Origin of the sequence: Rhizobium sp. 2MFCol3.1 (genome assembly GCF_000377565.1) — a bacterium.
Classification (GTDB): domain Bacteria; phylum Pseudomonadota; class Alphaproteobacteria; order Rhizobiales; family Rhizobiaceae; genus Rhizobium.
This window is the reverse complement of record NZ_KB898369.1, coordinates 1-26,271: the sequence shown is the minus strand read 5'-3', so window position 1 is coordinate 26,271 and position 26,271 is coordinate 1. Positions and strand designations below refer to the sequence as shown.

The 26,271-nt window shown below is 56.4% G+C and carries 23 protein-coding genes and 1 pseudogene; 14 read left to right on the top strand and 10 right to left on the bottom strand.

Annotated elements, in window-relative coordinates:
- Window positions 1-45: 45 nt before the first annotated feature.
- Complete coding sequence (locus tag D460_RS33750; protein WP_018901340.1) at window positions 46-240, bottom strand: hypothetical protein; 195 nt, start codon at window positions 238-240, stop codon at window positions 46-48.
- A 281-nt stretch (window positions 241-521) separates the two neighbouring features.
- Here D460_RS33750 and D460_RS35400 point away from each other — a divergent pair, with 281 nt between their 5' ends.
- The 7 genes from D460_RS35400 to D460_RS0124980 all read left to right on the top strand — a co-directional run bounded on the left by D460_RS35400 (window position 522) and on the right by D460_RS0124980 (window position 9,144).
- Window positions 522-965 (top strand): DUF2934 domain-containing protein, encoded by a 444-nt coding sequence (locus D460_RS35400; RefSeq protein ID WP_245267801.1) that lies wholly within the window; start codon window positions 522-524, stop codon window positions 963-965.
- Window positions 966-1,000: 35 nt separating this feature from the next.
- The gene (locus D460_RS0125005; RefSeq protein ID WP_018901338.1) at window positions 1,001-1,945 is read left to right on the top strand and encodes a YbhN family protein; all 945 of its coding nucleotides are present in this window, start codon (window positions 1,001-1,003) and stop codon (window positions 1,943-1,945) included.
- 209 nt (window positions 1,946-2,154) lie between these two features.
- Complete coding sequence (locus D460_RS33745) at window positions 2,155-2,415, top strand: hypothetical protein (protein ID WP_018901337.1); 261 nt, start codon at window positions 2,155-2,157, stop codon at window positions 2,413-2,415.
- Between the two features lie 1,284 nt (window positions 2,416-3,699).
- On the top strand, window positions 3,700-4,359 hold the full coding sequence (locus D460_RS0124995; RefSeq protein ID WP_018901336.1) for an ABC transporter ATP-binding protein: 660 nt from the start codon (window positions 3,700-3,702) through the stop codon (window positions 4,357-4,359).
- Window positions 4,356-6,764, top strand: coding sequence for an FtsX-like permease family protein (locus D460_RS0124990; RefSeq protein ID WP_018901335.1), 2,409 nt, complete (start codon window positions 4,356-4,358; stop codon window positions 6,762-6,764). The genes D460_RS0124995 and D460_RS0124990 overlap by 4 nt, the downstream gene beginning before the upstream one ends.
- Complete coding sequence (locus D460_RS0124985) at window positions 6,754-7,824, top strand: lipocalin-like domain-containing protein (protein WP_018901334.1); 1,071 nt, start codon at window positions 6,754-6,756, stop codon at window positions 7,822-7,824. The genes D460_RS0124990 and D460_RS0124985 overlap by 11 nt, the downstream gene beginning before the upstream one ends.
- 81 nt (window positions 7,825-7,905) lie before the next feature.
- A complete protein-coding gene (locus D460_RS0124980; RefSeq protein ID WP_018901333.1) occupies window positions 7,906-9,144 on the top strand; it encodes an MFS transporter in 1,239 nt (412 codons plus the stop codon).
- 1,058 nt (window positions 9,145-10,202) lie between these two features.
- Here the strand turns inward: D460_RS0124980 and D460_RS33740 are convergent.
- From D460_RS33740 to D460_RS0124960, 3 genes are all read right to left on the bottom strand, one after another.
- Window positions 10,203-10,649, bottom strand: a complete 447-nt coding sequence (locus D460_RS33740; protein WP_018901331.1) for a hypothetical protein — start codon at window positions 10,647-10,649, stop codon at window positions 10,203-10,205.
- Window positions 10,650-10,775: 126 nt separating this feature from the next.
- Entirely contained in the window at window positions 10,776-11,015 is a 240-nt protein-coding gene (locus tag D460_RS0124965) for a hypothetical protein (protein WP_018901330.1), read from the bottom strand.
- Between the two features lie 9 nt (window positions 11,016-11,024).
- Entirely contained in the window at window positions 11,025-11,234 is a 210-nt protein-coding gene (locus tag D460_RS0124960; RefSeq protein WP_018901329.1) for a hypothetical protein, read from the bottom strand.
- A 176-nt stretch (window positions 11,235-11,410) separates the two neighbouring features.
- On the opposite strand from D460_RS0124960, the gene D460_RS0124955 reads away from it, so the two are divergent.
- On the top strand, window positions 11,411-12,511 hold the full coding sequence (locus D460_RS0124955) for a DNA topoisomerase IB (RefSeq protein ID WP_018901328.1): 1,101 nt from the start codon (window positions 11,411-11,413) through the stop codon (window positions 12,509-12,511).
- A 27-nt stretch (window positions 12,512-12,538) separates the two neighbouring features.
- On the opposite strand, the gene amyA is transcribed toward D460_RS0124955, so the two are convergent.
- Together amyA and D460_RS0124945 are read right to left on the bottom strand one after the other, a co-directional pair.
- Window positions 12,539-14,026 (bottom strand): alpha-amylase, encoded by a 1,488-nt coding sequence (gene amyA / locus D460_RS0124950; RefSeq protein WP_018901327.1) that lies wholly within the window; start codon window positions 14,024-14,026, stop codon window positions 12,539-12,541.
- Window positions 14,027-14,096: 70 nt separating this feature from the next.
- Window positions 14,097-14,285, bottom strand: a complete 189-nt coding sequence (locus D460_RS0124945; RefSeq protein WP_018901326.1) for a hypothetical protein — start codon at window positions 14,283-14,285, stop codon at window positions 14,097-14,099.
- Window positions 14,286-15,478: 1,193 nt separating this feature from the next.
- Between D460_RS0124945 and D460_RS0124930 the strand changes: the two genes are divergently transcribed.
- Window positions 15,479-15,859: a response regulator gene (locus D460_RS0124930; RefSeq protein WP_018901324.1), complete on the top strand. Its 381-nt coding sequence runs from the start codon at window positions 15,479-15,481 to the stop codon at window positions 15,857-15,859.
- A 1,015-nt stretch (window positions 15,860-16,874) separates the two neighbouring features.
- On the opposite strand, the gene D460_RS0124925 is transcribed toward D460_RS0124930, so the two are convergent.
- On the bottom strand, window positions 16,875-17,240 hold the full coding sequence (locus D460_RS0124925) for a response regulator (RefSeq protein WP_018901323.1): 366 nt from the start codon (window positions 17,238-17,240) through the stop codon (window positions 16,875-16,877).
- Window positions 17,241-18,145: 905 nt separating this feature from the next.
- On the opposite strand from D460_RS0124925, the gene D460_RS0124915 reads away from it, so the two are divergent.
- Window positions 18,146-19,261: a GAF domain-containing sensor histidine kinase gene (locus D460_RS0124915; RefSeq protein WP_018901322.1), complete on the top strand. Its 1,116-nt coding sequence runs from the start codon at window positions 18,146-18,148 to the stop codon at window positions 19,259-19,261.
- 386 nt (window positions 19,262-19,647) lie between these two features.
- Here the strand turns inward: D460_RS0124915 and D460_RS33730 are convergent.
- Together D460_RS33730 and D460_RS36140 are read right to left on the bottom strand one after the other, a co-directional pair.
- Window positions 19,648-20,513 (bottom strand): annotated as a pseudogene (locus D460_RS33730) (aldehyde dehydrogenase family protein); the annotation flags it as partial.
- 138 nt (window positions 20,514-20,651) lie between these two features.
- The gene (locus D460_RS36140) at window positions 20,652-20,795 is read right to left on the bottom strand and encodes a hypothetical protein (protein WP_018901321.1); all 144 of its coding nucleotides are present in this window, start codon (window positions 20,793-20,795) and stop codon (window positions 20,652-20,654) included.
- 931 nt (window positions 20,796-21,726) lie between these two features.
- Here D460_RS36140 and D460_RS36135 point away from each other — a divergent pair.
- From D460_RS36135 to D460_RS33715, 4 genes are all read left to right on the top strand, one after another.
- A complete protein-coding gene (locus D460_RS36135; RefSeq protein ID WP_155947851.1) occupies window positions 21,727-21,957 on the top strand; it encodes a hypothetical protein in 231 nt (76 codons plus the stop codon).
- A gap of 358 nt (window positions 21,958-22,315) precedes the next feature.
- Complete coding sequence (locus D460_RS0124880; RefSeq protein ID WP_018901318.1) at window positions 22,316-22,498, top strand: hypothetical protein; 183 nt, start codon at window positions 22,316-22,318, stop codon at window positions 22,496-22,498.
- Window positions 22,499-22,512: 14 nt separating this feature from the next.
- The gene (locus D460_RS0124875) at window positions 22,513-23,709 is read left to right on the top strand and encodes an FAD-dependent monooxygenase (RefSeq protein WP_018901317.1); all 1,197 of its coding nucleotides are present in this window, start codon (window positions 22,513-22,515) and stop codon (window positions 23,707-23,709) included.
- A gap of 93 nt (window positions 23,710-23,802) precedes the next feature.
- Window positions 23,803-24,558, top strand: a complete 756-nt coding sequence (locus tag D460_RS33715) for an HAD-IA family hydrolase (protein ID WP_018901316.1) — start codon at window positions 23,803-23,805, stop codon at window positions 24,556-24,558.
- A gap of 461 nt (window positions 24,559-25,019) precedes the next feature.
- On the opposite strand, the gene D460_RS0124865 is transcribed toward D460_RS33715, so the two are convergent.
- Window positions 25,020-25,589, bottom strand: coding sequence for a type 1 glutamine amidotransferase domain-containing protein (locus D460_RS0124865; protein WP_018901315.1), 570 nt, complete (start codon window positions 25,587-25,589; stop codon window positions 25,020-25,022).
- Between the last annotated feature and the right edge of the window lie 682 nt (window positions 25,590-26,271).

The window sequence follows — 26,271 nt, the reverse complement described above, 5'->3', positions numbered from 1 at the left end:
TCGCCTTAAATGTATAAGGCCCGCGGGTTGGCGCGGGCCTTAGTTTTAATGGCTGTTCTTATGGCTTTGCTGGCCCGCCTTGACGTGCTGCTCATGCGACCCGCCCTGCTTGCCAGCAGACTTGCCGTCGGAAGACGCTGACTTAGCCGTCGAGGACTTGCCAGAAGAAGCCTGCTTCGAACTCGACTTGCTCTGACCAGCCTTCACGTGCTGCTCATGCGATCCGCCTTGATTTGCCATAGTGTTTCCTCCGTTTGTTCGAGACCTTCATGGTCCCTTTCTTCAAACTTCGTCATCTCGACCTTGTTCCGCGACTGATCCCAGTTTCGGCCGGACGAATGCACATGGGACTTCGATCGTAACCGGCCTGCGCCTGGCGGATCGCTCGCCTGGAGCGTCGTCTAAGCACTCACCTCGAACCTTTAAGACGCCTCACGAATGTGGCGGTGAAGACGTCGCTGGCAGTTTGAACCGGGCGAACTCTCGCCCTAATGGCGCCTGCGAGACTGAGGGGCACTATATTGCGGGTCTTCATCCCCGTTTTCCGCCATCGATGGTGGAACCTCGCTTCCATCATGGCGTTTCTCGTCGAAATCGTTTCGGAGATTATCATGGCTGAGCGAACAACCCGAACTCAAGGTGTCACACCAACCGTAGAAGACTTTATATCCGCCACGTCAGAAGTCAGTGGAGAGACGGACGAGGAAAAGATCGAACGCATTCGTTCGCGCGCCTACGAAATCTGGGAATCCGAAGGCAGCTTAGATGGCCGTCACGAGGACCACTGGCGGCAGGCCGAGCATGAAATAATGAATGATAACGGTCCTCTTCATGGCGACGACGTGCCGAACCTCGCCGCCTTGCGCGAGGCAGCGCGCCAGCATACCGACACCTTCTTGGTTGCCAGTGATCTTGAAGATGCAGATCAACGGGAAGCCACTCCAGGTGTTCGAGAGCAGAGCTAAGAAATCATCTGGCTTAGGGCCGGCAGAGAGCGCCAATGACCGCAAAACGAGTTCTCACATATAGCGTGCTCATTGTAGGCTTCGGTGCCGCAGGCTATCTCCTTTATCACACCTTCCGAGAATATTCGCTAAGCGACGTCATCGGATCTGTGAAAGAGATTCCTGCCCGAAATCTGGCCACTGCACTAGTCTTTGCTTTTTGTTCCTACTTTTGTCTTACCGGCTTCGATTGGGTTGGAGTTCGATACGTGAAGAACGATCTCGCCTATCCGAAGATCTCACTTGCTTCGTTCATCGCACTATCGATCGGTCAAAGCGTTGGGCTGGCTGGGCTAAGCAGCGGCGCATTGAGATACCGGTATTACGCCCATTGGGGGCTGAGTGCCGAAGATGTTGCGAAGATCGTGTTATTGTCGGGCGTGACCGTTGGCATCGGTTTAGGGACCCTATGTGGCATCGTTATGATCCTAAATCCTTCCGACGCTGCCAAGGTCCTGAGACTTAGTGAGGGCACTGTGACAGCAGCTGGTGTCGCCTGCGTTGCGTTTAGTGTGGCCTACCTTGGGTTGGCTGCCTTCGTCCGAACGCCTCTTCGAATTCGATCTTGGACGTTTCAGATGCCAACTCTTCGGCTTGCCGTCGCGCAGCTCATCGTAGGGACTGTGAATTTCGCGTTTGTGTCTGCCTGCTTGAGGGACGTAATGGCGGTCGGTTCGGATGTGACTTTCCTGAAAGCGGCGACAGCCTTTTCCATGGCGAACGTGGCTATCCTTGTTACGCATGCGCCCGGAGGCTTGGGCGTCCTTGAGGCGACGGTGCGCCACGTGATGGGCGATCAGGCGTCAATCGGTTCGCTAGTCGCATTCCGCGTAATCTACTTTTTCATCCCGTTTTTTATTGGCCTTCCGCTCGCTCTTATAGCGGAGGCTACATTCGGAGCACGAAAGGCGAGGGCTGGCGCGTCTGCGTCTCCTGGATGAAGGGGCTTCCACTCTCCTTGCTGGAAGAAAAAAATCGGCCCTGGCTGTCTTGCGGCCGCCATCCGAAGCAGCGATTTAATGATCTGACTATGGCAATGTCGGAGATCGTACGCATGACCGCAATCGGGCAGCTTTGACGGAGTTTAAGCGTTAGCCTCTGGCAAATGATCAGAGCCCTCATGAAAGCGTCAACGGCAGACATCAGGTAGATGACGATATCCGAGCGACAGGCAACGATCGAGCTGCTGGCCACAGCATTGCAGCGGAATGCGAAGCTGGCAATGGACGACGCGGATGATGCGCTGGGAATGATCCTGTACTCTGTCAGCATGGTGATGATGGCGACTGCAAACGATCTTACTGAGCAGGACATCGTTCTCGCCGAGAGTGTTGTTCTTCGAGCCCTTGGCCACCTCACTGCTTTTCTTTGCCGCCACCCGCACCACCCAGTCGGACCCATGCTCCATTGACCATACTCTGTGTGTGGAAAGCTGATGCACGACTGATAACCTTGGCTGGCAATTCGCCCAACGGCAGGGTATTTTCGTTTGGCTACCTCGACGCCCCTTAAGCTTTTTACTTTTCGTTAGCCATGTCTGGAGCCGTCTTGCGTGCGAAGGAAAACTCTCGTCTGTCGGGAACCTTCGACCGAGAACTGAGTTAACAAGTCGAATAGACCTGTTGAACTCGGGGATCTGTTCACTCTGCTAGCCCCTCAACAGCAGAGATCTGAAAAGCCCACGCCTCCACGTCGTGGGCTTTTCTTTTGCGTAAAATCGGGCGTAGGGTGCTGTCGAGGTGAGGGAAAAGGCCGCCCTATGCACATGCGTGAAACAAGGTGCCAGCGCCCTTCGCCTTTGTCGTGCTGGGGACGGTTTCGCCTAAGACGTGTAGATCTTCTGCCCAAGAGACTCTGGCATGACCGGCGCCGACAACCGCCGCGCCCTCCAAGCCCACCATGCGTAAACCGTCATCGTTTTAGTCAGTCTCTGTTTTGGCTCAGCCGTAACCTTCCAAACACCGAGGCCGTACGTGAGGCCAGTCCAGGATTTCAAAATTGCAGCGCAATCCAATCGCAATTCCACTGATAAAGAGCGTGGCATCGCCATCTGGTTTTGATCGGTCAAAGAGCGCTACGGCTCGAGCTTTTTGGTGCTATGCAATGTCTACGCGGCTACACCTTCACCATGTCGTCAAACGCGTCCTTCTCTATCCACGCGACCGTTCTTCAAGAATCCGCTTCCCGTCTTCGGTCAAAATGAGCGTTGGTTCGCCGTTGAACGCAACCTCGCGTAGGAGGGATCTCTGCTCAAGTGTAGCAATGGAGGCTGACGGGATACGCTTGTTGCCAACAAGCCAGCCCCGATTTGACCGGTGCTGACGGCGAAATCTCGCAATGGCACCCAAGTTGTCGATAGCAGTTTTCGAAATGGATCCACCTTTGACCATAAAATAGCTCCTGATCACGTTCTTCTAATGTTCATGTGCGCATGCGAGTGATTGTTTTCAAGTGGCTGGATATGGACGGGCCTGAGAGCAACGGCCTTGGAACTCCGAGGGGTCGCAGATGTTTGAGACTACCACGACATGCTCATGGCCGCCTCCCGCGTGAGCCTCGCAAGTCGTTCAGACCGGCCCTCGGGGAGCTAGGCGAGCGGGCCCTGAAATCAACCTGTTGCGGCCCTTGTGCGAATGCCGCTTCCTGCATAGGTCATTCAAATCGACTTCTCCTTGAAAGTGGGCCAGAGCGAACAATGATCCTCACCTTCGACGCCGTTCGCAAATCATACACATCCACGCAGGGATCGATTGAGATCCTGAGAGGAATCGATCTGAGCGTATCGGCCCGCGAGAGCGTCGCTCTTACAGGAGAGTCTGGAAGCGGCAAAAGCACGCTCCTTCACCTGGCTGGGTGCCTCGATCGGGCAGACAGTGGCTCTGTTGTCATTGACGGCGACGATCTGAGCCAGTTCTCCGAAGAACAACGGGCTCGATATCGAAGAAACAAAGTCGGCCTTGTGTTCCAGCAGTTCAATCTCATTCCGTCGTTGACGGTCGCGGCCAATATTTCCTTCCATGCGAAATTGGCGAAGCGACAAGACAGCACCTGGGAAACGACGCTGATCCAGGCTTTGGGATTGGAGCAGTACACCGCGAGGTATCCAGAACAGCTATCTGGAGGGCAACAACAGCGCGTCGCGATAGGTCGAACCCTCGCTGCCAAGCCTCGGCTCATCCTCGCCGATGAACCGACCGGGAATCTGGACGAACAAACCGGTGACGCCGTACTTGATTTGATGCTTGATCTGGCGAGAAGCACGGGAGCGGCGCTGCTGCTTGTTACGCACTCAACCCGCTTAGCGGCTCGACTGGATCGAACCGTACTCCTTCGTGATGGGAAGATTGTCGAATGAGCGTTGAAGCGTTCACCGCCCTTGTTTCGCATTGGCGCCGCAAACCCCTGCAGCTCCTTACGCTGGTGATGGGTATCGCACTCGCAACAGCGTTGTGGTCGGGTGTGCAAGCGATCAATGCCGACGCAAGGGCAAGTTATGCTCGGGCCGCTTCGGTTTTGCAGCAGGCAGGGTTAGCGCAGATCGTGGCTGAGGATGGTACCGGCATCTCAACCGACATCTATGGAAAGCTTCGGCGCTCCGGTCTTAAAGTCTCGCCGGTTATTGAAGGGATGGCGCGCCTCGGGACAGCCCGCATCCGCTTGATCGGCATAGATCTGTTGACCATGCCCCGAGATAGCCAACCGCTCACCATTGAAAGCGGAACCGACCTTACGAGCTTCTTCCACCCGGGAGGGCAGCTTTTGGTGTCCAGGGCCACAGCTGAACAGCTCCGTGGCAAAACGGATATGAACATGCGGATTGGCGAGAACGTGCCGGAGGGCGCAGCCTTCGTGGACATCGCTGTCGCAGATCGGTTGCTAGACAAGCACGGTCAGATCGATCGTCTGGTTGTGGCCCCGACAGAACGCCTAGCTGCGATTTCTCTCGATGAGCTCGCGCCTGGGCTTGTTGTTCGCAGACCGGCCGAGCAACCGGATGTCGCGCGATTGACCGACAGTTTTCATCTGAACCTAACCGCGTTCGGTTTCCTGTCGTTTGTTGTCGGTCTCTTCATTGTCTACTCGGCGACCGGTCTTACCTTCGAACAGCGACGTGGCACATTTAGAACCCTGCGATCGCTCGGCGTTTCGCTCCGTCAACTAACAGTAACGCTTATTGTTGAGCTTTCGATCATCGCTCTGGCATCCGGCATCATCGGGGTCATACTCGGATACGTGATTGCGTCGATCCTGATGCCGGGTGTCGCGGCGACCCTTCGCGGGCTTTACGGGGCCAATGTCTCCGGGTCACTCTCAATCCGCCCAGAGTGGTGGCTCGCGGGATTGGGGATAGCGCTTGCCGGGATGGCGATTTCTTCCGGTCAAAGTCTATACCGGGTCTGGACACTTCCTATTCTCGCCGCCGCGCAGCCAAGAGCTTGGGCGCGAGCGTCCGCACGGGGACTGATCATCCAAGCAGGGATTGGGGGTATGCTTGTGTTGCTTGGTGGCGCGTTGGCGCTGGCGGCTTCGGGCTTGGTGGCTGGTTTCGCGGTGCTTGGATGCCTGTTGCTGGGAGCAGCACTGATGCTTCCCTCGGTTCTAGCATCCATATTGATCGGCATGCAGCGTTTGTCACGCGGCGCCATAAGTGAATGGTTTTGGGCAGACACGCGAATTCAACTCCCCGGGTTGTCGCTGGCCCTTATGGCGCTTTTGTTGGCGCTGTCGGCTAACATTGGGGTTGGCACGATGGTTTCCAGTTTCCGGCTGACGTTCAACGCGTGGCTCGATCAGCGCCTTGCCGCGGAGCTCTACGTCACCGCCAAGGATGAAGCCCAGGTGGCGAGGCTAAGGGCCTGGCTTGCCTCACGCTCGATCTCCGTCCTGCCAATCTGGAGCACGGACGGCGATGTCGCAGGCGAGCAAGTTCAGGTTTTCGGGGTCGCGGACGACCCAACCTACCGCGAGCATTGGCCTCTGATCGCATCACAGGGTCACGTTTGGGACACGGTCGCACAAGGTGAGGGCGCCCTCATCAACGAGCAGATGTGGCGGCGCGGAGCAGCGAAAATAGGTGACCGAGTAACCATGCCCGGCGGCTGGAATGCAAAAGTCGTTGGGGTGTTTTCTGACTACGGAAACCCAAACGGACAGGTCATTATCGGGATTGACGCTTTGATTGCTCATTACCCGCAGGTCGCCAAACTCCGATATGGCGTGCGTGTCGATCCTGAAAAATCAGCTGATCTGAAGCGGCAATTGATCGAGGACTTCGGTCTCCCGGAGACTGGTGTTATAGATCAAGCCTCCTTGAAGAGACAATCGCGAGCGATTTTCGACCAGACCTTCAAGATCACGGGTGCGCTGAACGTCCTTACCTTGGCGGTAGCCGGGTTCGCCATGTTCTCCAGTCTCCTAACGCTCTCCGGAATCCGACTTCCCCAACTGGCGCCAGTTTGGGCAATGGGAGTACGGCGGCGTGATTTGGCTTTGTATGAGGTTGCCCGAACGCTGGCCCTGTGGCTAGCTACGTTTTTCGCAGCGATACCCGTCGGTCTGATATTGGCTTGGGTGCTGCTGGTGATCGTGAATGTTGAAGCCTTTGGATGGCGGCTTCCCATGTATATGTTTCCCATGGACTGGCTGTTGCTCGGTGCAATTGCCCTCCTTGCGGCTCTCGCTTCTGTGTTTCTTCCTGTCCGTCGTCTTTCAACGATCAATCCGTCCGACCTGCTTAGGATTTTTGCAAATGAACGGTAGATCAGCAGCTTTGATTTTGGTGGTCGCCATGATGGGTTCAGCGGGAGAAACGCGAGGGCAAGGCTTTGCCGGATTGGGATCGGACGCCCAAGGCTTCGCTATTCCAGAGCGCGTCCATGAACTAACTTTCCCGAAAGATCATGAAGCACATCCGGAGTTTCGCATCGAATGGTGGTACGTGACCGCCAATCTCAAGGGGCAGGACGGGAAGCTATACGGAGCGCAGTGGACGCTTTTCCGATCAGCACTTGCCCCGGCAAGCAAGGCTGGCTTCGCGGACCCCCAGATCTGGATCGGACATGCCGCTATCACGACCCGCGAACGCCAATACGTCGGGGAGCGACTAGGCCGTGGCGGCGTGGGCCAAGCGGGGGTCGAGGCTGCGCCGTTCCGCGCCTGGATAGATGAGTGGACAATGTCGGCCGACGACAATTCCACCTCCGATCCTATCGCCAACCTCTCACTCAAAGCCAGCGGGCTGAGCTTCAGCTACGCTTTGGACCTGAAAGCGAACGGCCCACTGGTACTCCAAGGCGATAGCGGGTATTCGGTGAAGTCGGCAAGCGGGCAAGCGAGCTACTACTATTCCCAGCCGTTTTACGAAGTCTCCGGAACAATCGAGGTGTCGGGGAAGCCCATCACGGTGAGTGGCAATGCGTGGCTTGACAGAGAGTGGTCCTCGCAACCACTGGCTTCAAACCAGAGCGGGTGGGATTGGTTTTCGCTGCACTTTGCCAGCGGCGAGAAGCTGATGGCTTTTCGTCTGCGCGATGACAAGGACGGCTATATCTCGGCAAACTGGATCTCTCCTGATGGACGCACAACACCGCTGACTGCAGACCAAGTTCATCTCACGCCACTGCGGACCACGACGGTCGATGGGAAGCAGGTCCCGGTCTCCTGGCGGATTGAAATCCCTTCGAAATCACTCGATGTGCAAACTCAGGCAATAAACGATCAGTCTTGGATGACTACATCCACGCCGTACTGGGAAGGTCCTATCTCGTTTAATGGCTCTACCACCGGCGTAGGTTATCTCGAAATGACGGGATACAGGTAAGCACCGCAAATAGTGGTTGAACATCGACCACCTCCGTTGCGTTGTGATTTTTAGATCGTCAACCGAAAGTCCGTTCTGACCATGCAGTGCGACAGGCCAAAAGACGAGATCCCATCAACGCGGCTCTGGCGTGCGCCATTATTCTTGCCAGTACTGTCCGCCGTTCTGCTCGCAATGGTGGCCGAAGCAATGGCTGGTAGCTATATGGCGCTTCTTGCTGTTCAAAAGATCGGGATGTCGCCCCTGGAGCTTAGTGCTTTCCTGACGGTGCCTGCAGTAACGGGTATTGCGGTCACCACACTGTTTGGCCATCTCCAGGATCGCAAGCCGGTCGTCTGGCCGTTGCTCCTGTCGCTTTTTGCAAAAGTTGTCGGCCTTGGTGCTTGTGCATACATCATGCAGACCTGGCTGCTGATACTCGGTGCAGGGATTTTCTTCGGTCTCAGCGCCGCTTCTTTCGCGCTATTATTCGCGGTTGCGAAGGCCAAACTTGATCAGCTCGGAGAGCCGGCTGTTTTGCGTGGAATGGCGCTATTAAGGCTCGTAGCTTCGCTTAGCTGGACCATTGGCCCTGCGCTTGGCGCAGTCTTGATCTTTGCGACGGGATATGAGGGCGTCTACCTAGGAGCGGCATCTTTGGCAGCTTCCGCTTTAGCCATAGTGACTTTCGCGCGTATGAGAGTGTTGCCGTCTGCCGACGAAAATAAAGCGCAACTGTCGGGAAGCACGCTACTGTGTGCCGCCCCAGCGCTACTTGCGCTCGCAGCGTTCCACACGGCGATGTTCATGGGATCAAACGCCATGTCGATCGTGGTTGCGCAAGACCTTGGTACACAGAGCGACGTTGGGATACTGTTTAGCTTATGCGCCGGTTTGGAAGTGATCGTGATGGGAGCTTTCGTTGCGTGGCCCTCTCTGTCGAGCAAGCATTGGCTTCTCTTGGTCGGCTTCCTGCTGTTCGGCGGATATTTTCTAATGGCAATCGCCTGGCCCACCATGTTGTCTCTCTACATCGGGCAGTTGCCAAGGGCAGGGGGAATCGGCATCATCAGCATCGTTGGCATGGAAATGGTGCAGGCCATGCTACCTGGCAGGCCGGGAACAGCATCAGCCCTTTTCGGGAACACTATTAGTGTCGGTTTTCTGCTGTCGGGTCTGGGCACCGGCACATATGCTGATGCCTTTGGATACTGGTCTCTGTTCACGCTTTGCGCAGCCCTTTGTGTGTTCGGGGCGATGGTCCTCGTGTTCCATGATGTTCGAACCTGGCGGCGGGACGGCGACGTTGCGCGGCAGTCGAATAGGGACGATCGGAAGTGACAGCATCTCACCATTTTTCGTTGCAAGTCGCCGTCGGTGGCCTTGGAAATTTGTCATGATACACCTCGCCTGCGGAATTTTCATGAGGGATGGCCATCTGCTTTTAGTTCGCCGATCAGCTTAAAGATTGGTACCCAAACCGATGGGACATCGTAGGCGGCCACGTCGAAAAAAATGAAACCGTCAAGGATGCACTCGTCCGGGAATGCGTAGAGGAGGTTGGTCTTAGCCCAACCAGCTATGCCTCTCTCGCCCAGTTGCCTGAACCAAAAGAAACGAAGCACGAGAAGGCCCGTTACCACGTGTTTCTAATAACTAAGTGGGAGGGCGGCGAACCAAGGCTGTTGGGCGACGAACATACCGAAATGCGCTGGATTGCCCCAAACGCAGCGGCTGCGCTTCCAGATCTTTCCCCCCGCAGTATGCCAGCGTTTTCCGAGCTTTGTCAGTACGAAACTGACCCCTACGACGTCAGCTGACCCATCGTCCGACAAGAATTTTCAGTTTTTAAGGGCACAATACCGGGAGGACGGACACAACGGTCTCTGCTGCAAGCGCGACTTCACTGCTTTCGCGGTGGCAGCACTATCGCCATGATATCGTTCCAGGCTTGGTCTCATCGTCGGGCGAAGTCCGCGCGCTCAAGACAGCCTGCAGTAGCAGGTCAGACAAATCCGAAACTGACCTAATTGAGAGCAGAGGCGTTGGCTTGCCGCCAGTGAGGATAGAACGTTTCGTCGCCGATGATTGGTCAGGAAAACAATCAACACGACAGATCGCAGAGCGGAATGCGACAAGCTCCAACAAGGCGTCGCCTAATCATCGACCAGGACGCTCCGATCATTGAGGAGATCAAGCCGGCCCGTCAACAATCTGAGCATCAAGCTCCACCGCTGAAAGCCAGCCGCAACTGCAGCAGGGCAGATTTTCCCGCGGCAAGGTCGACGAGAAAAATCCCTGCGATCTCCTTTAAGGTTACGAACCGTGATGCTGAACGTCGATCCCCGCGCAGAGAACTGACTACAGAGCGCCAAAGCGCCTGCACCAATGCCGCGCCTTTATCGGGTGGCTCCCCAGAACCATGCTACCGCAGCGACGATACCGACCGCGGTAAGCGGGCGTTCCTTGACGATGTCTTCAACACTCTTGAGGATTGACTTTGCTTCAGCCTTCCCAACAGCCACTGCACCGCTAGCAACTTCGGAAGCTTGGTCCGACAGGCGCTGAGCGTCACGGCGAAGAGCGCGGACGCCTCCATGATGCTCAAGCCCGCCGAGCTCACCGGTCGACCTCAAAGCTTCGTCTACAAGCGGAGCACCATCACGAGCATCAGTGGACTTTCCACCGACGGTGGAGGCGACTGACGGCTGGACCGCCGAAACGGGATCAGACGCAGGGAAGCTGTCTTCTAGGCCCTGTTCGATAGTATCGGGGTTTGCAGTGCGCCGCCGGGACTTCTCTGCATTGTACGACTGGACTGCGGGGGATTTGGTCGGATCTGCCATTTTCTGTTCCTTTTCTATTATGACTTTTATAACATCCGGCTGCGATTTAGGTTCCGGTGCAGACTCATTCCACGAGCAAGGCTTGGAGAGCCACAAGCAAAGCTTGGCGGGTGTAACGGCTCCGTCCTACGATCTCTTTTCGATCTGGTCGAACGTAAGTCTCAGTTCCACAATCGGTCTCCTTTCAGCGTCGAAAATCTCGATACTCATCATGTCTGCGAACTCATCGGGCGATCCTTTTGCCACCAACTCGCGGAGCAACGTCCTACCCTCGGAACGAGCTTCATCAAGAGTGTCGATCTCGTGCTGGATCTCAGTGACGTCGCCTACGCTCCCGTCTACAAGCTGAAAGATGAATGTGGGCATCAGTTTGGCTCACAGACTGATGTCGGCGACGATGACCTGAAACAACGGCTTACGGCGCTTGGCCGCCATCAAGAGGTCGAGCTCCACTGATGACGGCCCGAAGCGTTGGAACAGATCTTCGGCATCGTGCTGATCCAAGGCGTATTTCGCGCGAAACTCTTCGAGTGAATATGGCTTGCCTCGTAGAGCTCTCCCACGCTCTGAAACCTTTTCTTTCATTTTCAGCCTCCTTCGTTTGGCGGGCAAATGCCGATGAGAAGGATTTGTTCCGCTTGCAAAGCGTTGAAAGGGATTGGGATCGCACAAGCCAAGTCGCATCGCGCGGGCTGGCGTCTCGAATTTACGTTCAATGACCGGCGGTGGGAACGAAATCCGGTTCTAGAGGTTACCGCGAGATGAACCAGACCCTTACTGACATCGATACAATTGCCGTTGAGGCCAAGCTCGCGTCGGGCCTTGTCTACGTTCCTGGATTGGAGACAGGGATCACCCGAAAAATGGGAGCGAGGGGATTTCTGTATTACCAGCCGGATGGTCGTCGGATTACCCAGGCTGCCGAAATAGCGCGACTGAACGCGCTCGCCATTCCGCCTGCCTACACCGACGTCGTCATTTCCACGAACCCGTTCTCGCACCTGCAAGCTATCGGAAAAGATGCGCGAGGACGACGCCAGTATCGTTATCATGCTGACTGGCATGCTGAACGAGGCAAAGCGAAATTTGAGCGATTAGCAGACTTCGCGCACCATCTGCCAGATCTTCGTGAAAGGGTCGACAACGATTTGCGGTCGCGCGGGCTGAATATGAGTAAGGCGCTAGCAACAGTGGTCTGGATGCTGGATAACCTCTACATCCGCATTGGCAACGCCGCATATGCGCAGACAAACAAATCGTTCGGCCTCACCACCTTGCGAAACCGCCATGTGCAAGTCGAAGGCGGGAGTGTGAAGTTCCGCTTCAAAGGCAAATCCGGCAAGGAATGGAATTTGGCCCATAGTGACCGCCGGATAGCCAACGTCGTTCGCAAACTACAAGAATTGCCTGGCCAGCATTTATTCCAGTACGTCTGCGACGAGGGCGGCTGTCGTCAGATTGCCTCCAGTGATGTGAATGCGTACATCCAGGAAGTGACCGGCGAGGAATTCAGCTCTAGGCAGTTTCGGACCTGGGGTGCGACTTGCATGGCAGTGGAAGCATTAGCCTCGGCCGAGGTAGCGGACACAAAAAGAGCGCTCGCACGCCAGCTCAATGAGGCGGTAGATCAGGTCGCCGCCAAGCTCGTCAATACGCGATCCGTATGCCGGTCGTCCTACATACATCCAGCTGTCTTTGAGGATTTTGAAGCTGGCACTCTCAGAGAAGTGCTCAAGTTCAAAACGCGAAGCGAACGGCTCCTTCAGTGGATGGACGAAGAAGAAATTCGGGTCATCAAATGGCTGAAAGCGAGAAAGCTTAGCGACGTCGCTGAAGGTCCGCAGCCGGAAAAACGACCTTAGGTTTATTTGGTGTGCATGCCTCAGCGATTAAAGGGCGTCACGCCGGACCCAGACACTGACACTTCCGCCATTTGTGGGGAAATTGGCACGACCTTGTTCGTCGACAGTCACTTCAGCCTCATGATGACCCAAGAAGTCTATGAATAACGCATTAGACTGGTTTGGACCGAGATCAACCGAGATCTCTGCGGCCGCACCATTGGACATGACAACCACGCAGCCAGGCTCGGTTTCGGTTCCATGACGAGTGAAGCCAATCACGCTGGGATCATCGAATTGATCGAGCTGCGGCCCGTTAGCGAACCGCTGACGCGCCTCGATTAATTTGGGCAAGCAACCGATTGCTGGCATCTTTACCAGGTGCTGGCTCTCGTCGTTGCCCTTGTCGCTGTATTCCGCACCGTACAGATCCGGATAGAAAACGCATGGCGTTCCTTGTTCGCGAAGCAGGATCAGTGCGTAGGCCAGCGGCTTGAACCAAGGCTCAACAGTAGCTTCCAGCGACTGCAGTGGCTGTGTGTCATGGTTGTCGACAAGCGTCACGGCATGCTGGGGGTTGGCCGATACAAGCGACCCGTCGAAAATGGTCCGCATGTCGAAATCTCCACCCGCCTTGGAGGCATCATGGAAACGATGATGGAGCGCGACGTCAAAAAGCATAAGCTGCTTGTCGACGAGTTCCAGATAGTTCGTGAGCGTTCCCATATCGGGATGCCAATATTCGGCGACGACGAATAAGTCGTCGCCGACAGTGTCGCGCATATGGCCGACCCAGTCCTTGAAAAACCAAGCTGGAATATGCTTCGCCGCATCCAATCGGAAGCCCCCAACCGGAACCTGGTCGGAAAACCAGCGTCCCCAGTATTTCAGCTCTTCATAGACGGCCTTGTTGCGGAACTCGACATCAGCACCCATCAAGTAGTCGAAGTTTCCAAGCTCATCATCAACTTCGTCGTTCCACTGGCCTTCGCCATACTCATTCATCAGTCGGAACACACCACTTTCATTGGGCTCTTCGATCAGGTCGACGCCGCTGAAGCACTGTTTGTCCCAGATGAACTCTGAGTATTTTCCGCCGCGACCGGGGAAGGTGAAGCGCGTGTAGGCGAGAGCCTCCACGTCGTCTTCCGCGATTTGCCTACGATCGCCTGCATCGACGCGTCGAACGACCACCGGTTCTTTTTCGTCGGCACCCATCTTGTGGTTCAGTACGACATCGTGGATCGGACGAATGCCTTGATCCACAAGGGCCCGGCAGCTAGCCTCAAAGGCGGCCCTGTCACCATACTTGGTCGCCCTGCTCCCTTTTTGATCGAATTCCCCAAGGTCGAAGAGATCATAGGTATCGTATCCTACAGAGTACGCTCCTGATGCACCCTTGTAGGCGGGTGGCAACCACACGTCAGTTATCCCCAGCTCCGCGAGATCTGAAGCCTTCTCGGCAACCTCTTTCCAGAGACGGCTCTCGCCGAGCGAGTACCAGTGGAAGAATTGGAAGAGCGTCCGCTTGATCATCATTGCCCCTGAATGAAATTTGTTATGCGGTGGAATGACTTGGCCTCAAGGCACCATCTGCGGGAACGACTTACCGGACTTTGCCGGGCAGACGGCAGTTTGTCAGCAGCTCCTGGAGGGTTGCAAATTCTCCGAACAGCTTCAAAAGATCGCGTTTCTGCTTGTCGTCCAACCCCTGGTGGTCGGCAAACTCGACCACCCTCAGCACCTTGCGAACTCGGTCCGTTGTAAAGCCTGTAGTTTGAAAATGATTACTCACATTGCCCCCTCAAATTATGCGCGGAAGAAATGTGTTTCGCGGCAATTGGTTCCACAGGCATCGAGCGGAAAATGAGGAATGAAGCTTTTTTTGAGAAGCTAACCCAAGTTTATCATGGCCGCCTTGCTGGAAGGGGGTAGCGACTTTCGCGCAGCTCAAATTGAACCACTGTCAAGGACTTCTGGAATTGCGCTCGCAGCACCGCAATAATCTATTCTGCGATGATCAACGGTGATGATGGCAGTCGTCTAGGACGGATGCGACCACCAAAACCACCCTCAATTCAATCCAGGGCACCGTTGAAGTGGTTTCGGCTGGTCTAGCCTAAGTCACGGCGTGGGCCACAAAGCCGACAGGTCTATCGTCTTCTGTTTAATCGACGGAGTGGGCGTGGATTACCTACCGGGGTTGGCAGTTGCTCGACTGCGGCTTACGTTACGTCAGATCCCGCTGCCACAGATGCCACAGTCCGCCACCGAAAACGATGAGCACGACGGCTGCGAGTAGAAAGGCTGTGACTGGGGACGGCAGATACAGGTAAATGCATATCATAGCCATAATTGCGATCCCCCCAAGGGCGATAACGGTTCCACGTCCCATGTCAGCTCCCCTGGTCGTTGGTCTAAAAACGCTCCTTGAGACGCCAAGTTCCCTCTCTCCGATCGTCCGCTCGGCATCACTAGAACGCTTCCACACCCAGGTGGCAACTTAATCTCGTGAATGTCAGGCTTCACGCCAGTCATGTTAAATCCAAGTTTAGCGACCAAAGTTTAGAGGAAAGCTTTTACGGCCGAACGCGTTGAGATCGCACAACAATGCACGTTGTAGGTGGTGCGGGCGCAGCAGCCCGATATCAGAGGCGATCTCCTGGAACCATCCTTGCAAACGAAGCTTCTTTCCGCCCTGGTCATTGCGCTGACGAAGTGGCCGGCAGAAACTTCCGCCTTCTTCAAGCCAGGAGAGTATATCGGAGGCTCGAGTGCATCGCTCAGGCGAGGGACACAATCACCGAGATCCTGAACCTTTGGAACCGCCTCCATATCAGTCCGATCCACGACGACAAATATCGTAAACGCGGCTTGTCGGGATCCCAGGGTTCTGTCGTCAGCCGAGATCGTCTGCATTCAATAACACGTGAAAGCACTCGAACTGCCTGAGATCCGATCTAGATATTTGCTTTTTTGGAGAAATGAATGCGGGTTCTGATTGTCGAGGATGAAGCGCTTATCGCCTTAGAGCTTGAGCGGATTGTCACAGAAGCTGGGCACACAGCAGTTGGGCCAGTCGCCACCGTAGAGCAAGCGCTCGCTCACGCGCCTCGTGTGGATGTGGCACTAGTGGATTTGGGGCTATCCGATGGCATGAGTGGGGCAGTTCTGGCCCGTCGTCTCACGGACCGTTATGGGATCAGCGTGGTATTTGTCACGGGATCCCCGGGTGACGTCGGACACGGCCTTGATGGGGCAGTCGACGTAATCGGGAAGCCATTTTCGGATGATCGAATTAGGCAGGGGCTCGAAAAGGCCGACTCTGCATCGAAAGGACGAGCTTGGAACTCTTCCATACGTTGGTGATATCACGGATCATATCAATGATAGGGTTTTGCCTTGTATTTTCGGTGCGCGGCACGGCACCGGTGCCAAACGCGTATCACCAGAGCAGGTGCACCAAAGCGATGCGATCGATCTCCATCAGATTATTTCCCCGAAATGCCGTGCGAGTGTATGGAAGCTAGATCAAGCCTTAGAGGATGGATAGCAGTTGCTTCCCGAGGATCAAGCTTTACATATCGATCATCTCACAATGAGGAGTACGCCGATATGAATGCTTCGTCTGGCGACCGGTCCCAGCCTCTTGCACCGGCGCATGTCGCCATGATTCAGAAACTTGTTGCCGATTACTGTCTGGTATCCAAGGTGCAACCTGGCGGCGCTGAGGCGAGGGATGCCGCAAAAGAGCTGCTAAAATGGTTTCAGGCAGGAGAAACGGACGCTACCCGGCTTAGGGAGCTGCTGTATTCGCGAGGTCCTTCAGATGAGCATTCGAGACTTTAACTGTTGTCTCTCAGTAGCTCTAGCCGGATTTGAATCAGCGCACAGGATCGGTCGCCTATCTCACGTCACCCTTGCTCACGAGCTTAATTGGCAGGAAGGGGACCAACGCATTTCGTTACGCCCGCAGAGCATCAACAGGACATGACGATGCTCACTGACTACCCGAAAAAGCTAAAGAGGCGCTGCTACTGCTGACACATTACAAAATCACAGGCCCTACAAGGGTGCCGTGCTTGTTGTTTGACCTGTCGGCAGTGATCACAGACAAAACGGTTCACCTCTGTCGCGCAATTCAAAGATTGCAGTCCACGCGATGCCTCGAACCGCCGTCAACCTAAAATATTGGAAGCTCTATCTCTATTTAGAGCTGCGATGCTGCCGTAATCACCAAAGCGACATAGGCGGCTACATAAAGCTCGTTCGCAAAGCCCTCACCTATCATCCCTCCTGTGCTCGGCCCAGATCTGGCACGAGCACATTCCTGACGGCGACTATGCCCGAACCTTAGGCCCTAATGCAAAATGGAATGCAGAAACTAATTCGCCGTCATGCGCCTAATTTCTGAGAAGATATCTTCTGGGCGGTACGGTTTGCTGAAAAAAGGCGCGTTCACGGGTAAGAAAGCAGGATCAGGACTGCTATGGCCCGACGTCACGATGATATGGATAGGGGGCCAGCGGTCTCGAACGAATGCGGCCAAGCGCAAACCGTCCATCGTTCCGGGCATATCGACGTCTGTAAAGACGAGCTGGATCTCTAAATTCGCTTCGAGTACGGTGATCGCATCGTCGGCGTTGGCGGCTTCGAACACGATGAAGCCTTCATCTTCAAGGCCGGCGACAATTGACAAACGCGATAGGGGTTCGTCTTCGACCACGAGGACGGTAACAGGATCAGACATGGCAGCTCGCTGTTTCGGAGGAAGCTCCCGAACAGTTCGCGAGCATTTGTACGATATCGTACATAGGTGCCCTTATTAGTCGATATTGCAAGGTCTCAAAACTAAAAAATCCTTTCGACTTAGGGACTTCCGAATACCCCGCGCGATGAAATCTATCCGAAGTGGCTGCGTATGGTTTCTAGAGCGAGCTTTGGGTTTCACCTTAATGTTCCGCTTAAGTTCCCATCCATCTTTCATATCGCTCTGGAGTATGCGAAGTTCCCCTCCCGTATCTGAGGTAATATTCATGCATTCGAAAGGACCGCGGTGGCACTGTTAACCGATACCACCGAGTTCAGGAGTTCGCTCGCCAATTTGACGAGAGCGACGGCTGCTATTTCGCGCGCGCGCACGCTTGACGATGTAGTTGCGACGATCCGTGCAAGTGCGCGTTCCCTCGTGGGCTGCGAAGGGATCGCCGTTATTCGGCGCGAAGGCGACCTCTGTCACTGCGTCGAAGAAGACGCCATCGGGCCGTTGTGGAAAGGTGCGAAGTTTCCTGCGTCCGCATGCATCTCGGGCTGGTCGATGATCAACCGGCAGACTGTGGTCGTTCCCGACGTCCAGCAAGATGAACGTATTCCGCACGAGCTATACGCCGACACGTTTGTCCGGTCTGTTGCCATGGCGCCAATTGGCCTCGCTGACCCCGTCGGCGCGCCTACTGGTCGCAGCCCTACGAGCCGACACGCTGGGAAGTCGAAACACTAGAGGCCCTGGCCGAGGCGGCCGCTACTGCCGTTGATAACATCGGCTTTGCGGCAGGGTTGAAGTTAGACAGATCTCCAACGTCCCTATCTCCACGTTCAGCGGGCGACTACCGAGCCGACATCGAGGCAATCGCTGGGATAGCGGCTGTTCCGACGATGCTGGACGTCGCGCTTCGGACGACCAAGATGGGCTTTGCGGCGATCGCTCGGGTCACGGAGACGCGTTGGATCACCTGCAGCTCCCTGGACAACGTGGGCTTTGGGCTGAAGCCTGGCGACGAATTGCCTATCGAGAGCACGCTTTGCAACGAAATCCGTGATCACCGGCAGCCGATCGTCTTCGACGACGCCTCTGTGGATGGTCGCTACAGAGATCATCACACGCCCCGGATCTACGGCTTGAGAAGCTACATCTCCATGCCTATCATCCGCGAGGATGGCACCTTCTGGGGCACGTTGTGCGCGATTGACCCGAACCCGGCGAAGGTCAACGACCCGCAGGTCATCGGCACATTCAAGCTGTTTGCGGAATTGATCGCGCATCATCTGGACGCTGGCGACCGCCTCCGTGCTACTGAGGCATCTCTTGATTTGGAGCGGGAGCTCTCAGATCTGCGAGAGCAGTTCATCGCCGTTCTCGGCCACGACCTTCGCAATCCGCTCGCCGCAATCGACGCGGGAACCAGCCGCCTTCTCAAGGAAGGCTGGACTGAACGGAGCCCGCTCGTCCTAAGCCTGATGAAGGCAAGCATCTGCCGGATGACCGGCCTTGTAGACAACATCATGGACCTCGCCCGCGCGCGGCTGGGGGGCGGCATCTCACTGGACCTGAAGGAGGCTGATCTGGGCGAGACGTTGCAGATCGTGGCCGACGAAATTCGTTCCGCCCACCCCGCCCGTGCAATTCATCTCGAACTGGATTTCCAGCGGCCGGTAGTGGTCGACAGTCTCCGGATCGCACAATTGTTCTCGAATTTGGTGTCGAATGCCGTCACTCACGGGTTGCACGAGCATCCTGTCAAGATCGTGGGGCGGCATGGCCCTGACGGCGTTGAGGTCAGCGTGCGAAACGCGGGCCCAGCCATCGGCAAGGACGACATGGAAAAGCTGTTCCTCCCGTTTAAGCGCGGCGGTGCCTCTCGTGGAGGACAGGGCCTGGGTCTCGGCCTCTATATCGCTATGGAGATTGCGAAGGCTCACGGCGGAACGATCGACGTCTCGTCCGATGAGACAGCAACGGGTTTCACTTTCAAAATGCCGAACGGCCGCTAGAAAGCACGATGTCCGGAAGCGTGCGTGTAAGAATTGAAAGAGTGTTGTTCGATGCGCGGTCAACGACCGGATCACGCTCGATTTCAGTCGCTCTGCTCGAACCCGGCGATCGGACCCAGCATACGCTGCATCCTTGATCGTCAAAATTTCGGCGGGCTTCTTGCCAGAGAAACGGCTCGGTGTTCTCTCCGGGCAAGCCTGGGTCACCGGCACGCTTGAGAAAAGCCTCCTTGACGAACTGCGGCTTAAGGGGAGGGCGGTCTGTGACATAAGAATGTTACATTGTATCGCCTGCGGATACCTCGAGTCCTACGCCAGCGAGGCAAGCTCTCGCTAGCGATAGCCGCAGTCAACCGGCTTGTTTCGCGTCGAGCGTCAGACCATCGTTACCGCAAAGCCGGGGGTCGGATCGCTTCTGGAAAGTCCTGATAGGACTCCGGTCGCAGAAACCGATAGCTTGCAAGCCTCTTCCATCGGCTGTGGCTGGATATGCACCACCATGAACCATAGGAGGCGATACCTCGACCCCCGTGCCGAAGCCGTTCACGAGCAACCGGCCGGCAAGCATCTCCAGTCTCGGGATGAGGGGCGAGCGTCGTCCAGATCGTTATTGTCAACGTGAAGCGCGACGGTGAGCTGGCCTTCGGAGGGCGCCGACACCTGTTCCAGCTTGTCGAAATCCTTGCAGCGTACGACAAGCCCCGCCGCGCCCTTCTTGCAGCTCATGATGCGCGAGTAGCGAGGCGGCCGACGTTTGAAACAGTGCCACAACCCCGTCGTACGCGCCACCAGTCTTTCCCTTGGCGAGCATGCAAACCTCGGCATGTCGTTCGAGACGGCCGACGCCCTCGCCAAACGCCTTGGCGATCGAAGGCGTCAGCATCGTCTGTGCACTGGTCTCAGGAAGCATCTCCCTAGCTCTTGCAATGACGGTTTCTAGCCCTTTGCCGTCAACGGCCAGGATCAACCCAGGATTGGTGCGGAACTGGCCTGCTCCGAGTGCTAAGGATGCTGCGATATCCTCGGCACGGCTAGCCAGCGCGACCGGAAACACCATGACGGAATTGATGCTGCTCATTTCAGCGTAAACGGGGATCGGATGCTTGCGTTCGGACGCGATCTTCATCAGCGCCGTCCCGCCTCTTTGCGAGCCTGTGAAGCCGACTGCGCGGATCCTTGGGTCGGCGACGAGCTGCTGCCCGACATCAAAGCCGGTGTCGAATAGGAGCGCGAACGTACCCGCGGGAAGCCCTGCCAACAACAGCTCGTGTTACGAGCCTTCGGTGAAGAGTTTGTCGCCATAAAGAGATCTGGCCTTCCTGTGAGAACGCGCGCCGCCAGCGAGCTTAATGCTGGCGGCCAATGCTCCACGGTCGCGCTGCTAAAGCCTTCAGGCGGCGCGACTTTCTTCCTTTTCGGGGCGGAACGCCGCGTCCTTCGTCATCTTAATCAGATAGGCCACGAAAGTCATTTTGTTCAATTCGGCAAGTTTCAATGCGGCATCGAGATGATCGAGAAGATGCAACTTTGTCATGGTGCTTCCAGAATTTTAAACATATTTATGTTCGCAACTAAAACTTAACTGAAGCTTACGCTTAGGTTGTAAAATATAGCGGCCGCTGAAACAGGAAGCTGCAAGCATTGAACCAAGTCGGCATCTGCGCGGGTTAACGCATGACTAGCGAGGCTAGCAGATAATACTTCAATTCTACACACACGCTCGACCCTCCGACGGCCAGTTGTCTGGCTGTTATACGGCCAGTATGACGGCATCATTGCAGCCGCGCTTGCTGAGCATCGTTCAATCCGCAGAAACCTTAAGGTTTCCATGCTTGGTGCGAACGTGATAATTGAAGGCTACACAACCAGCCTCGAGGAGGAGTCCTTCGCTTTGGAGCTAGCCCGCTCGATCACGACCTCATGCCAAGTAGTGTCCCGGATGCTCGTTCATCCCGCAACCTAGCTTGTAGGAATGGCTGCCCAAATCCAGCTTTTGGCGGCGGCGTACGACGGCTGCCATCACGCTTTACTGTTTCTACCCAAGATGTAACCGTCTCGCTGTTCGTCGATATCCACGCGGGTCAGACGGGAGTTTGTCTGCGCTTGTGCCTGTCCAGCGCGTTCATGACGATGCAAAGCGAGGTCGATCCGTCCTCGAGCATAAGGGTGGTTGGTCGCCCGCAATATTCAGCCGGAAAACCAGTGAACTTATCGAAGATCGTCCAAGTTCCGTCGGGCTCCATACGGGTCGAATATCGGTCAGTGACGTAGGATCGCATCGTTATCTTCCGTTTGTAGATCGCACGCTAGACGCCCCTCGATGACGCAGAATTAACACAATCGAGCCGTTGGCTTGCGCATTCGTCTCAATTCTGCCTCACCGAAAGCACGGTCTCAATCTATTTTAAGGTGCAGTCTCTGCAAAAGGAAACTTACTGTGACCGAATTGTTTCGGTGGAGTGCCCATGCTCGCAGAACCGGATCGCCCTCCAGCCAAGTTCCTTGAGGTGTGCATTCACGCGCATATCCCTTGCCCGATTGCGCTCGATCTTGGTGATCCAGAAGTCAGTGGTCTTCTTACTCAACGGCAGATGAACTTCGCACCCCTGCCACAACAGCCCTCAAGAAATACGGCGATCTTCAAGCCCGGAAGCGCGAAATCGCAGGTTACCCGCTTCATGCCTGGGATTGGATAGTGAATTCGATATCGGAGCCTGTAGACGTGAACCCGAGACCGGACCGCGCGCTCGAGGCGTTGTCCTAGCGCGGTGTTCGTTGCATCCGGCAGCGAAGTACTTCGTTGGCTTGGAGGTCTACGCACATGTCGATGGCTTACTGGCGACCTGCGGCAAGAGCACGAGGTGAACGCCGCAACATCTTTTCGCCCACACCGGAAACAAGAACTTTTTTTTAATAGGTTATCCGCGTTTGTTGGCATATTGAGTCCGGGAGACTTAGGCTCAGAAAGAATTCGCCGCCCTATGGCGTAAGGTCACCGACGCAACAAATTGGAATCTCGCACGTTTCTGCGTCTGACCCAGATGGAGAACACCCATGTCAAAGCGCGAACTTCTCGATACCGCAACTGACAAGCTCTACGTGCGGCGCGATGAAAAGGGACAGTTCAAGGAGTCGACGGACGTCGGCCGCTCGCTGTCGGCAGACCAACGCCAAAAGTCCAAGACGGTCGCAAAGCCTGGCGAAGGTGACCGCGGCGATCATCAAGGCAAGCACTGAACCTCCGAACGCGAATGGCACGCACCGTTCTTATCTCAGGTGCCAGCATCGCTGGTTGCGCTGCAGCCTGGTGGCTAGGCAGAAACGGCTTCGACGTCACCGTCATCGAGAAGGCTTCAGAGTTCCGCGACGGCGGGCAGAACGTCGACGTGCGCGGCGAGGGCCGCAAAGTCCTACGACTGATGGGCTTGGAAGACGCAGCGCTCGCTCTCGGCACCGGCGAGACGGGGATAGCCTGGGTCGACGAAAACGATGACGTGGTCGCGAAGATCGTCACCGAAAAACTCGGCGCAGACGGTCCGACGGCCGAGATGGAAATCCTGCGAGGCGACCTATCGGGTCTCCTCTACGAGCCGGCTCGCGCGCGGGCGGACTTCCGTTTCGGCGAGACAATCAAGTCAGTCTCCCCCGCCAGCGGGGGCATCTCCGTTAGCTTCGAGAGCGGTACGAATGAGGAGTATGACATCGTCCTCGTAGCGGAAGGCGTCGGCTCCTCGACGCGCGATCTGGTTTTCAGCGGCCAGAACAATCCGCGCTGGATGGACATGACGATGGCCTATTTCACAATCCCGCGGGAAGAAGGTGACGACCAGCTATGGCGCTGGTTCAACGCCCCCGGCTGCCGAAGCGTCTCGATCCGTCCCGACATGCACGGAACGATGCGGGCGAACCTCGCGATCCATAGGAAGAACGGTGACGAAGCAAGCTGGGATCAGAGCCGCCAGAAGGCGTGGCTTCGCAACGAGTTCCGCGATGCCGGTTGGCAGACGGCGCGTGTCCTTGATGCAATGGGGACGACGCAGCACTTCTATCTTGACGTCCTGAGGCAGGTTCAGATGCCGAGGTGGTCGCGGGGCAGGGTGGTGCTGCTCGGAGACGCGGCGTGGTGCGTCACGCCTTTGGGCGGCGTCGGGGCGACGCTCGCTATCTGCGGCGCCTACGTGCTGGCCGGCGAACTTGCGACAAACGGTGATGTCGAGGACGCATTCCGTAAATACGAGAACGTCATGCGGCCGTTCGTCAAGAAAGCCCAAGGAATTCCAAAGATCGTGCCGAGGCTGGTGCATCCGCGCACCCGAATGGGCATTGCCGCGCTTCACGGAGTCCTTCGCATCATGGCTTCGCAATCTCTGCAAAAGGTGTCAGGCGGCCTCTTTGCGGGCAATGCGGAAGCGGCAGACCTGCCTCAGTATCCGGCCCTCTCAATTTGAGCGAGATTGATGTCGGTCCCGTCTCCAATCGCTCGCCGCGCGCTCCGCTTCCGAAGACCGGCGTATTCGATACCATGTTGTGGGAGGTACGTCATGAGCAGCGGTGAAAGCTCCGAGGAACTCGACACCGAGCGTCCAGAAAAGAAACGGTCGTTCGACCTGGTCGAGGCGACCGCTCACGTCGCGGTCGACCATCACTCGTTCGAGCGGGTCCCACCCGCCGCGACCGTTGGCTCGCATCTGCCGTTCGATCTTGACCCGATACCAAAGGTCATCACTTTCGATTGCTACGGCACTCTGGTGCGGTGGTACGAGGTCCTGCTGCGGGAGATAGCCTCGACGCTGACCGAGTACGGACGAACTGACACCGACGCAAAGGTGGTTCTCGACGACTTCTCCGCTATCGCCAAACAAATGACGGCGGACAAGCCCCATAGGCTCTACAAAGAAATCCTCCGCTCAGGGTTCGACACCGCCTTTCGAAATCACGACGTCGAGCTCAGCTCGGACAATATCGAACGTATCGCCAACGCGCCCATGATGATGGGTCCGCATTCAGACGTTCCGGATGCCCTGCGGCGGCTCCGGGAACGCTACAAGCTCGCGATCTTCACGAACTCCGACGATGACCTCATCGCACCGACGGTCGAGCGTATCGGCGTTGCCTTCGACTACGTCATCACTGCGGAGCAAGCGCAGGCCTACAAACCGTCGCGCGAATTCTTCGAGCACGCCTATCGAACGATGGGCGTCAGTGCCGACGAAACCGTTCATGTCGCAATGGGAATGTACTGGGACATGAAGGCGCGCCACGAAGCGGTGGCCCGGCCTCGAGCGGCAAGCGCTTGACATTGCCAAAAAACCTGCTAGGGTGAAAGGTGAAGAAATGTGTGAACTTGCCCTCAAAAAACTGACCCCGCTGGGTCGAATTACCGGCTTGTGCGTCCTCGCATTCGCCGCAGCGTCCATGGTTGCCATGGCGTCGGACGTGAAGCTGGACCTGTCCATGCGGATCGCGCGCCACGGAGACCACGCCGAGGTTGCACTTGCGGCCTAGGTGCCTGTCGTCGCGGCTCTGCCGAGCTGGGCTTGCGTGGCGTCTGGGTCAACCGGCGTGGGGAGCAGGGAAACCCGGACTGGCGGCCTTATGCCGAAGTTCCAGACGTCGGCAAGGCGGCCGAATTACTGTTGGCTCCATGAAAACGCGTCCCTCCGCGCGCTGTCAGAACGACGCTGTTTGCCCATGGAGGTCGAAGGAACGTCGCGAAAGTGATGAAGCGCCGAACGAATCCGACGCTTCCAATGTTCGATCAGGCGCTGCGCGCCTGTTCCGGGTGTCGACCTTCGCCGAATTCCTCAACGATTTTTGCGCAGAACGCTGTAAGGTCATCAGGCTTCCGGCTCGTGACTAATCCCTGATCGGTCACGACCTCCTGATTGACCCAGGTGGCCCCTGCGTTCTCAATGTCTTTGCGAATCGACGAGTAGGACGTGACCGTGCGTCCCTTTAGAACGTCCGCTTGCACCAGGAGCCAAGGCCCGTGGCAGATCACGCCGACAGGCTTGCCCTGCTCGAAAAAGGATCGCACGAACGAAACGATATGATCGTCCGCCCGCAGCTTGTCGGCGCCGACGGTACCGCCAGGAATTACAAGTCCGTCGAAATCGCTTGCCGAAACATCCTTTACGGCCTTGTCCACGGCGTATCTGCCGCCCGGATCGAGATCGCCGTTGTTGGTCTTGGCCTCGCCGGCCTCGATCCCGACGACCGTGACCGTCGCGCCGGCAGCTTCGACTGCTACCTTGGGCTGCTTGAATTCGGGTTCCTCGGTGCCGCGCGGTGCGATCAGGACGGCGATCTTCTTCCCTTCGAGGGTCATGGCTATCTCCAGTTTGAAATGAGGTTGGGACGGGAGTGTCGAAGTTGAAACACGCCTGTATGTTCGAAGTTCCGTCCGAGCATGCCCTAAATTCAAGTACGGTAGAGATCGTAGAAAGTCTTCACGGGTTGCAGGTAGCGGGCGTCGCCGAATTCGATCAACGGTGGACGTTCGACCCTTTCTCGGCGATGACGCCAACAGCAGCCCCGCCATGCGCCGGCGGGCGATCTTGCGCCGTTCATCCATATCGATGTGGGAGTAGGTGTGTTTCACTGCAGCTTCCTTGCGAGGGACAACCCATTGGTGTCATTCGTAGGTCGCACTTCATCCTTGAACCCACCCGGTTTGGCATGTCGCACTTGGAAATAGAATGTACCCGGCTACAATCAATGTCAAAGCTGAATAGGGCTGCGACGTTGTCAGCCATTTAGAAACGCGACACTGGCTGCTCGGATCAGCCCCCGATCCGACCGGCTGGGCCGGGTTGAAAGGGCGGAGCGGGGGCGGGTGATGACGCTCCCTTTCGGCTTTAGCTTTCTCTGTGGCAATTGTTTCGTCGTCGGCTGATACTCGCTTTTATCTGAATAGAGCGGGTAAGGATCAAAGCTGCACGATGCTTCCGGAAATCAAGCTGCAGGGTGACGTCGATGTCGCCGCGCTGTCACCTCTTCTTCGCGGCATG

Excerpts from the sequence above, each read along its gene's own strand:
- D460_RS33750 (WP_018901340.1), bottom strand. The coding sequence starts at position 240 with ATGGCAAATCAAGGCGGATCGCATGAGCAGCACGTGAAGGCTGGTCAG.
- D460_RS0125005 (WP_018901338.1), top strand. The coding sequence starts at position 1,001 with ATGACCGCAAAACGAGTTCTCACATATAGCGTGCTCATTGTAGGCTTC.
- D460_RS33745 (WP_018901337.1), top strand. The coding sequence starts at position 2,155 with ATGACGATATCCGAGCGACAGGCAACGATCGAGCTGCTGGCCACAGCA.
- D460_RS0124995 (WP_018901336.1), top strand. The coding sequence starts at position 3,700 with ATGATCCTCACCTTCGACGCCGTTCGCAAATCATACACATCCACGCAG.
- D460_RS0124990 (WP_018901335.1), top strand. The coding sequence starts at position 4,356 with ATGAGCGTTGAAGCGTTCACCGCCCTTGTTTCGCATTGGCGCCGCAAA.
- D460_RS0124985 (WP_018901334.1), top strand. The coding sequence starts at position 6,754 with ATGAACGGTAGATCAGCAGCTTTGATTTTGGTGGTCGCCATGATGGGT.
- D460_RS0124980 (WP_018901333.1), top strand. The coding sequence starts at position 7,906 with ATGCAGTGCGACAGGCCAAAAGACGAGATCCCATCAACGCGGCTCTGG.
- D460_RS33740 (WP_018901331.1), bottom strand. The coding sequence starts at position 10,649 with ATGGCAGATCCGACCAAATCCCCCGCAGTCCAGTCGTACAATGCAGAG.
- D460_RS0124965 (WP_018901330.1), bottom strand. The coding sequence starts at position 11,015 with ATGCCCACATTCATCTTTCAGCTTGTAGACGGGAGCGTAGGCGACGTC.
- D460_RS0124960 (WP_018901329.1), bottom strand. The coding sequence starts at position 11,234 with ATGAAAGAAAAGGTTTCAGAGCGTGGGAGAGCTCTACGAGGCAAGCCA.
- D460_RS0124955 (WP_018901328.1), top strand. The coding sequence starts at position 11,411 with ATGAACCAGACCCTTACTGACATCGATACAATTGCCGTTGAGGCCAAG.
- amyA (WP_018901327.1), bottom strand. The coding sequence starts at position 14,026 with ATGATCAAGCGGACGCTCTTCCAATTCTTCCACTGGTACTCGCTCGGC.
- D460_RS0124930 (WP_018901324.1), top strand. The coding sequence starts at position 15,479 with ATGCGGGTTCTGATTGTCGAGGATGAAGCGCTTATCGCCTTAGAGCTT.
- D460_RS0124925 (WP_018901323.1), bottom strand. The coding sequence starts at position 17,240 with ATGTCTGATCCTGTTACCGTCCTCGTGGTCGAAGACGAACCCCTATCG.
- D460_RS0124915 (WP_018901322.1), top strand. The coding sequence starts at position 18,146 with ATGCTGGACGTCGCGCTTCGGACGACCAAGATGGGCTTTGCGGCGATC.
- D460_RS36140 (WP_018901321.1), bottom strand. The coding sequence starts at position 20,795 with ATGACAAAGTTGCATCTTCTCGATCATCTCGATGCCGCATTGAAACTT.
- D460_RS36135 (WP_155947851.1), top strand. The coding sequence starts at position 21,727 with ATGCTCGCAGAACCGGATCGCCCTCCAGCCAAGTTCCTTGAGGTGTGC.
- D460_RS0124880 (WP_018901318.1), top strand. The coding sequence starts at position 22,316 with ATGTCAAAGCGCGAACTTCTCGATACCGCAACTGACAAGCTCTACGTG.
- D460_RS0124875 (WP_018901317.1), top strand. The coding sequence starts at position 22,513 with ATGGCACGCACCGTTCTTATCTCAGGTGCCAGCATCGCTGGTTGCGCT.
- D460_RS33715 (WP_018901316.1), top strand. The coding sequence starts at position 23,803 with ATGAGCAGCGGTGAAAGCTCCGAGGAACTCGACACCGAGCGTCCAGAA.
- D460_RS0124865 (WP_018901315.1), bottom strand. The coding sequence starts at position 25,589 with ATGACCCTCGAAGGGAAGAAGATCGCCGTCCTGATCGCACCGCGCGGC.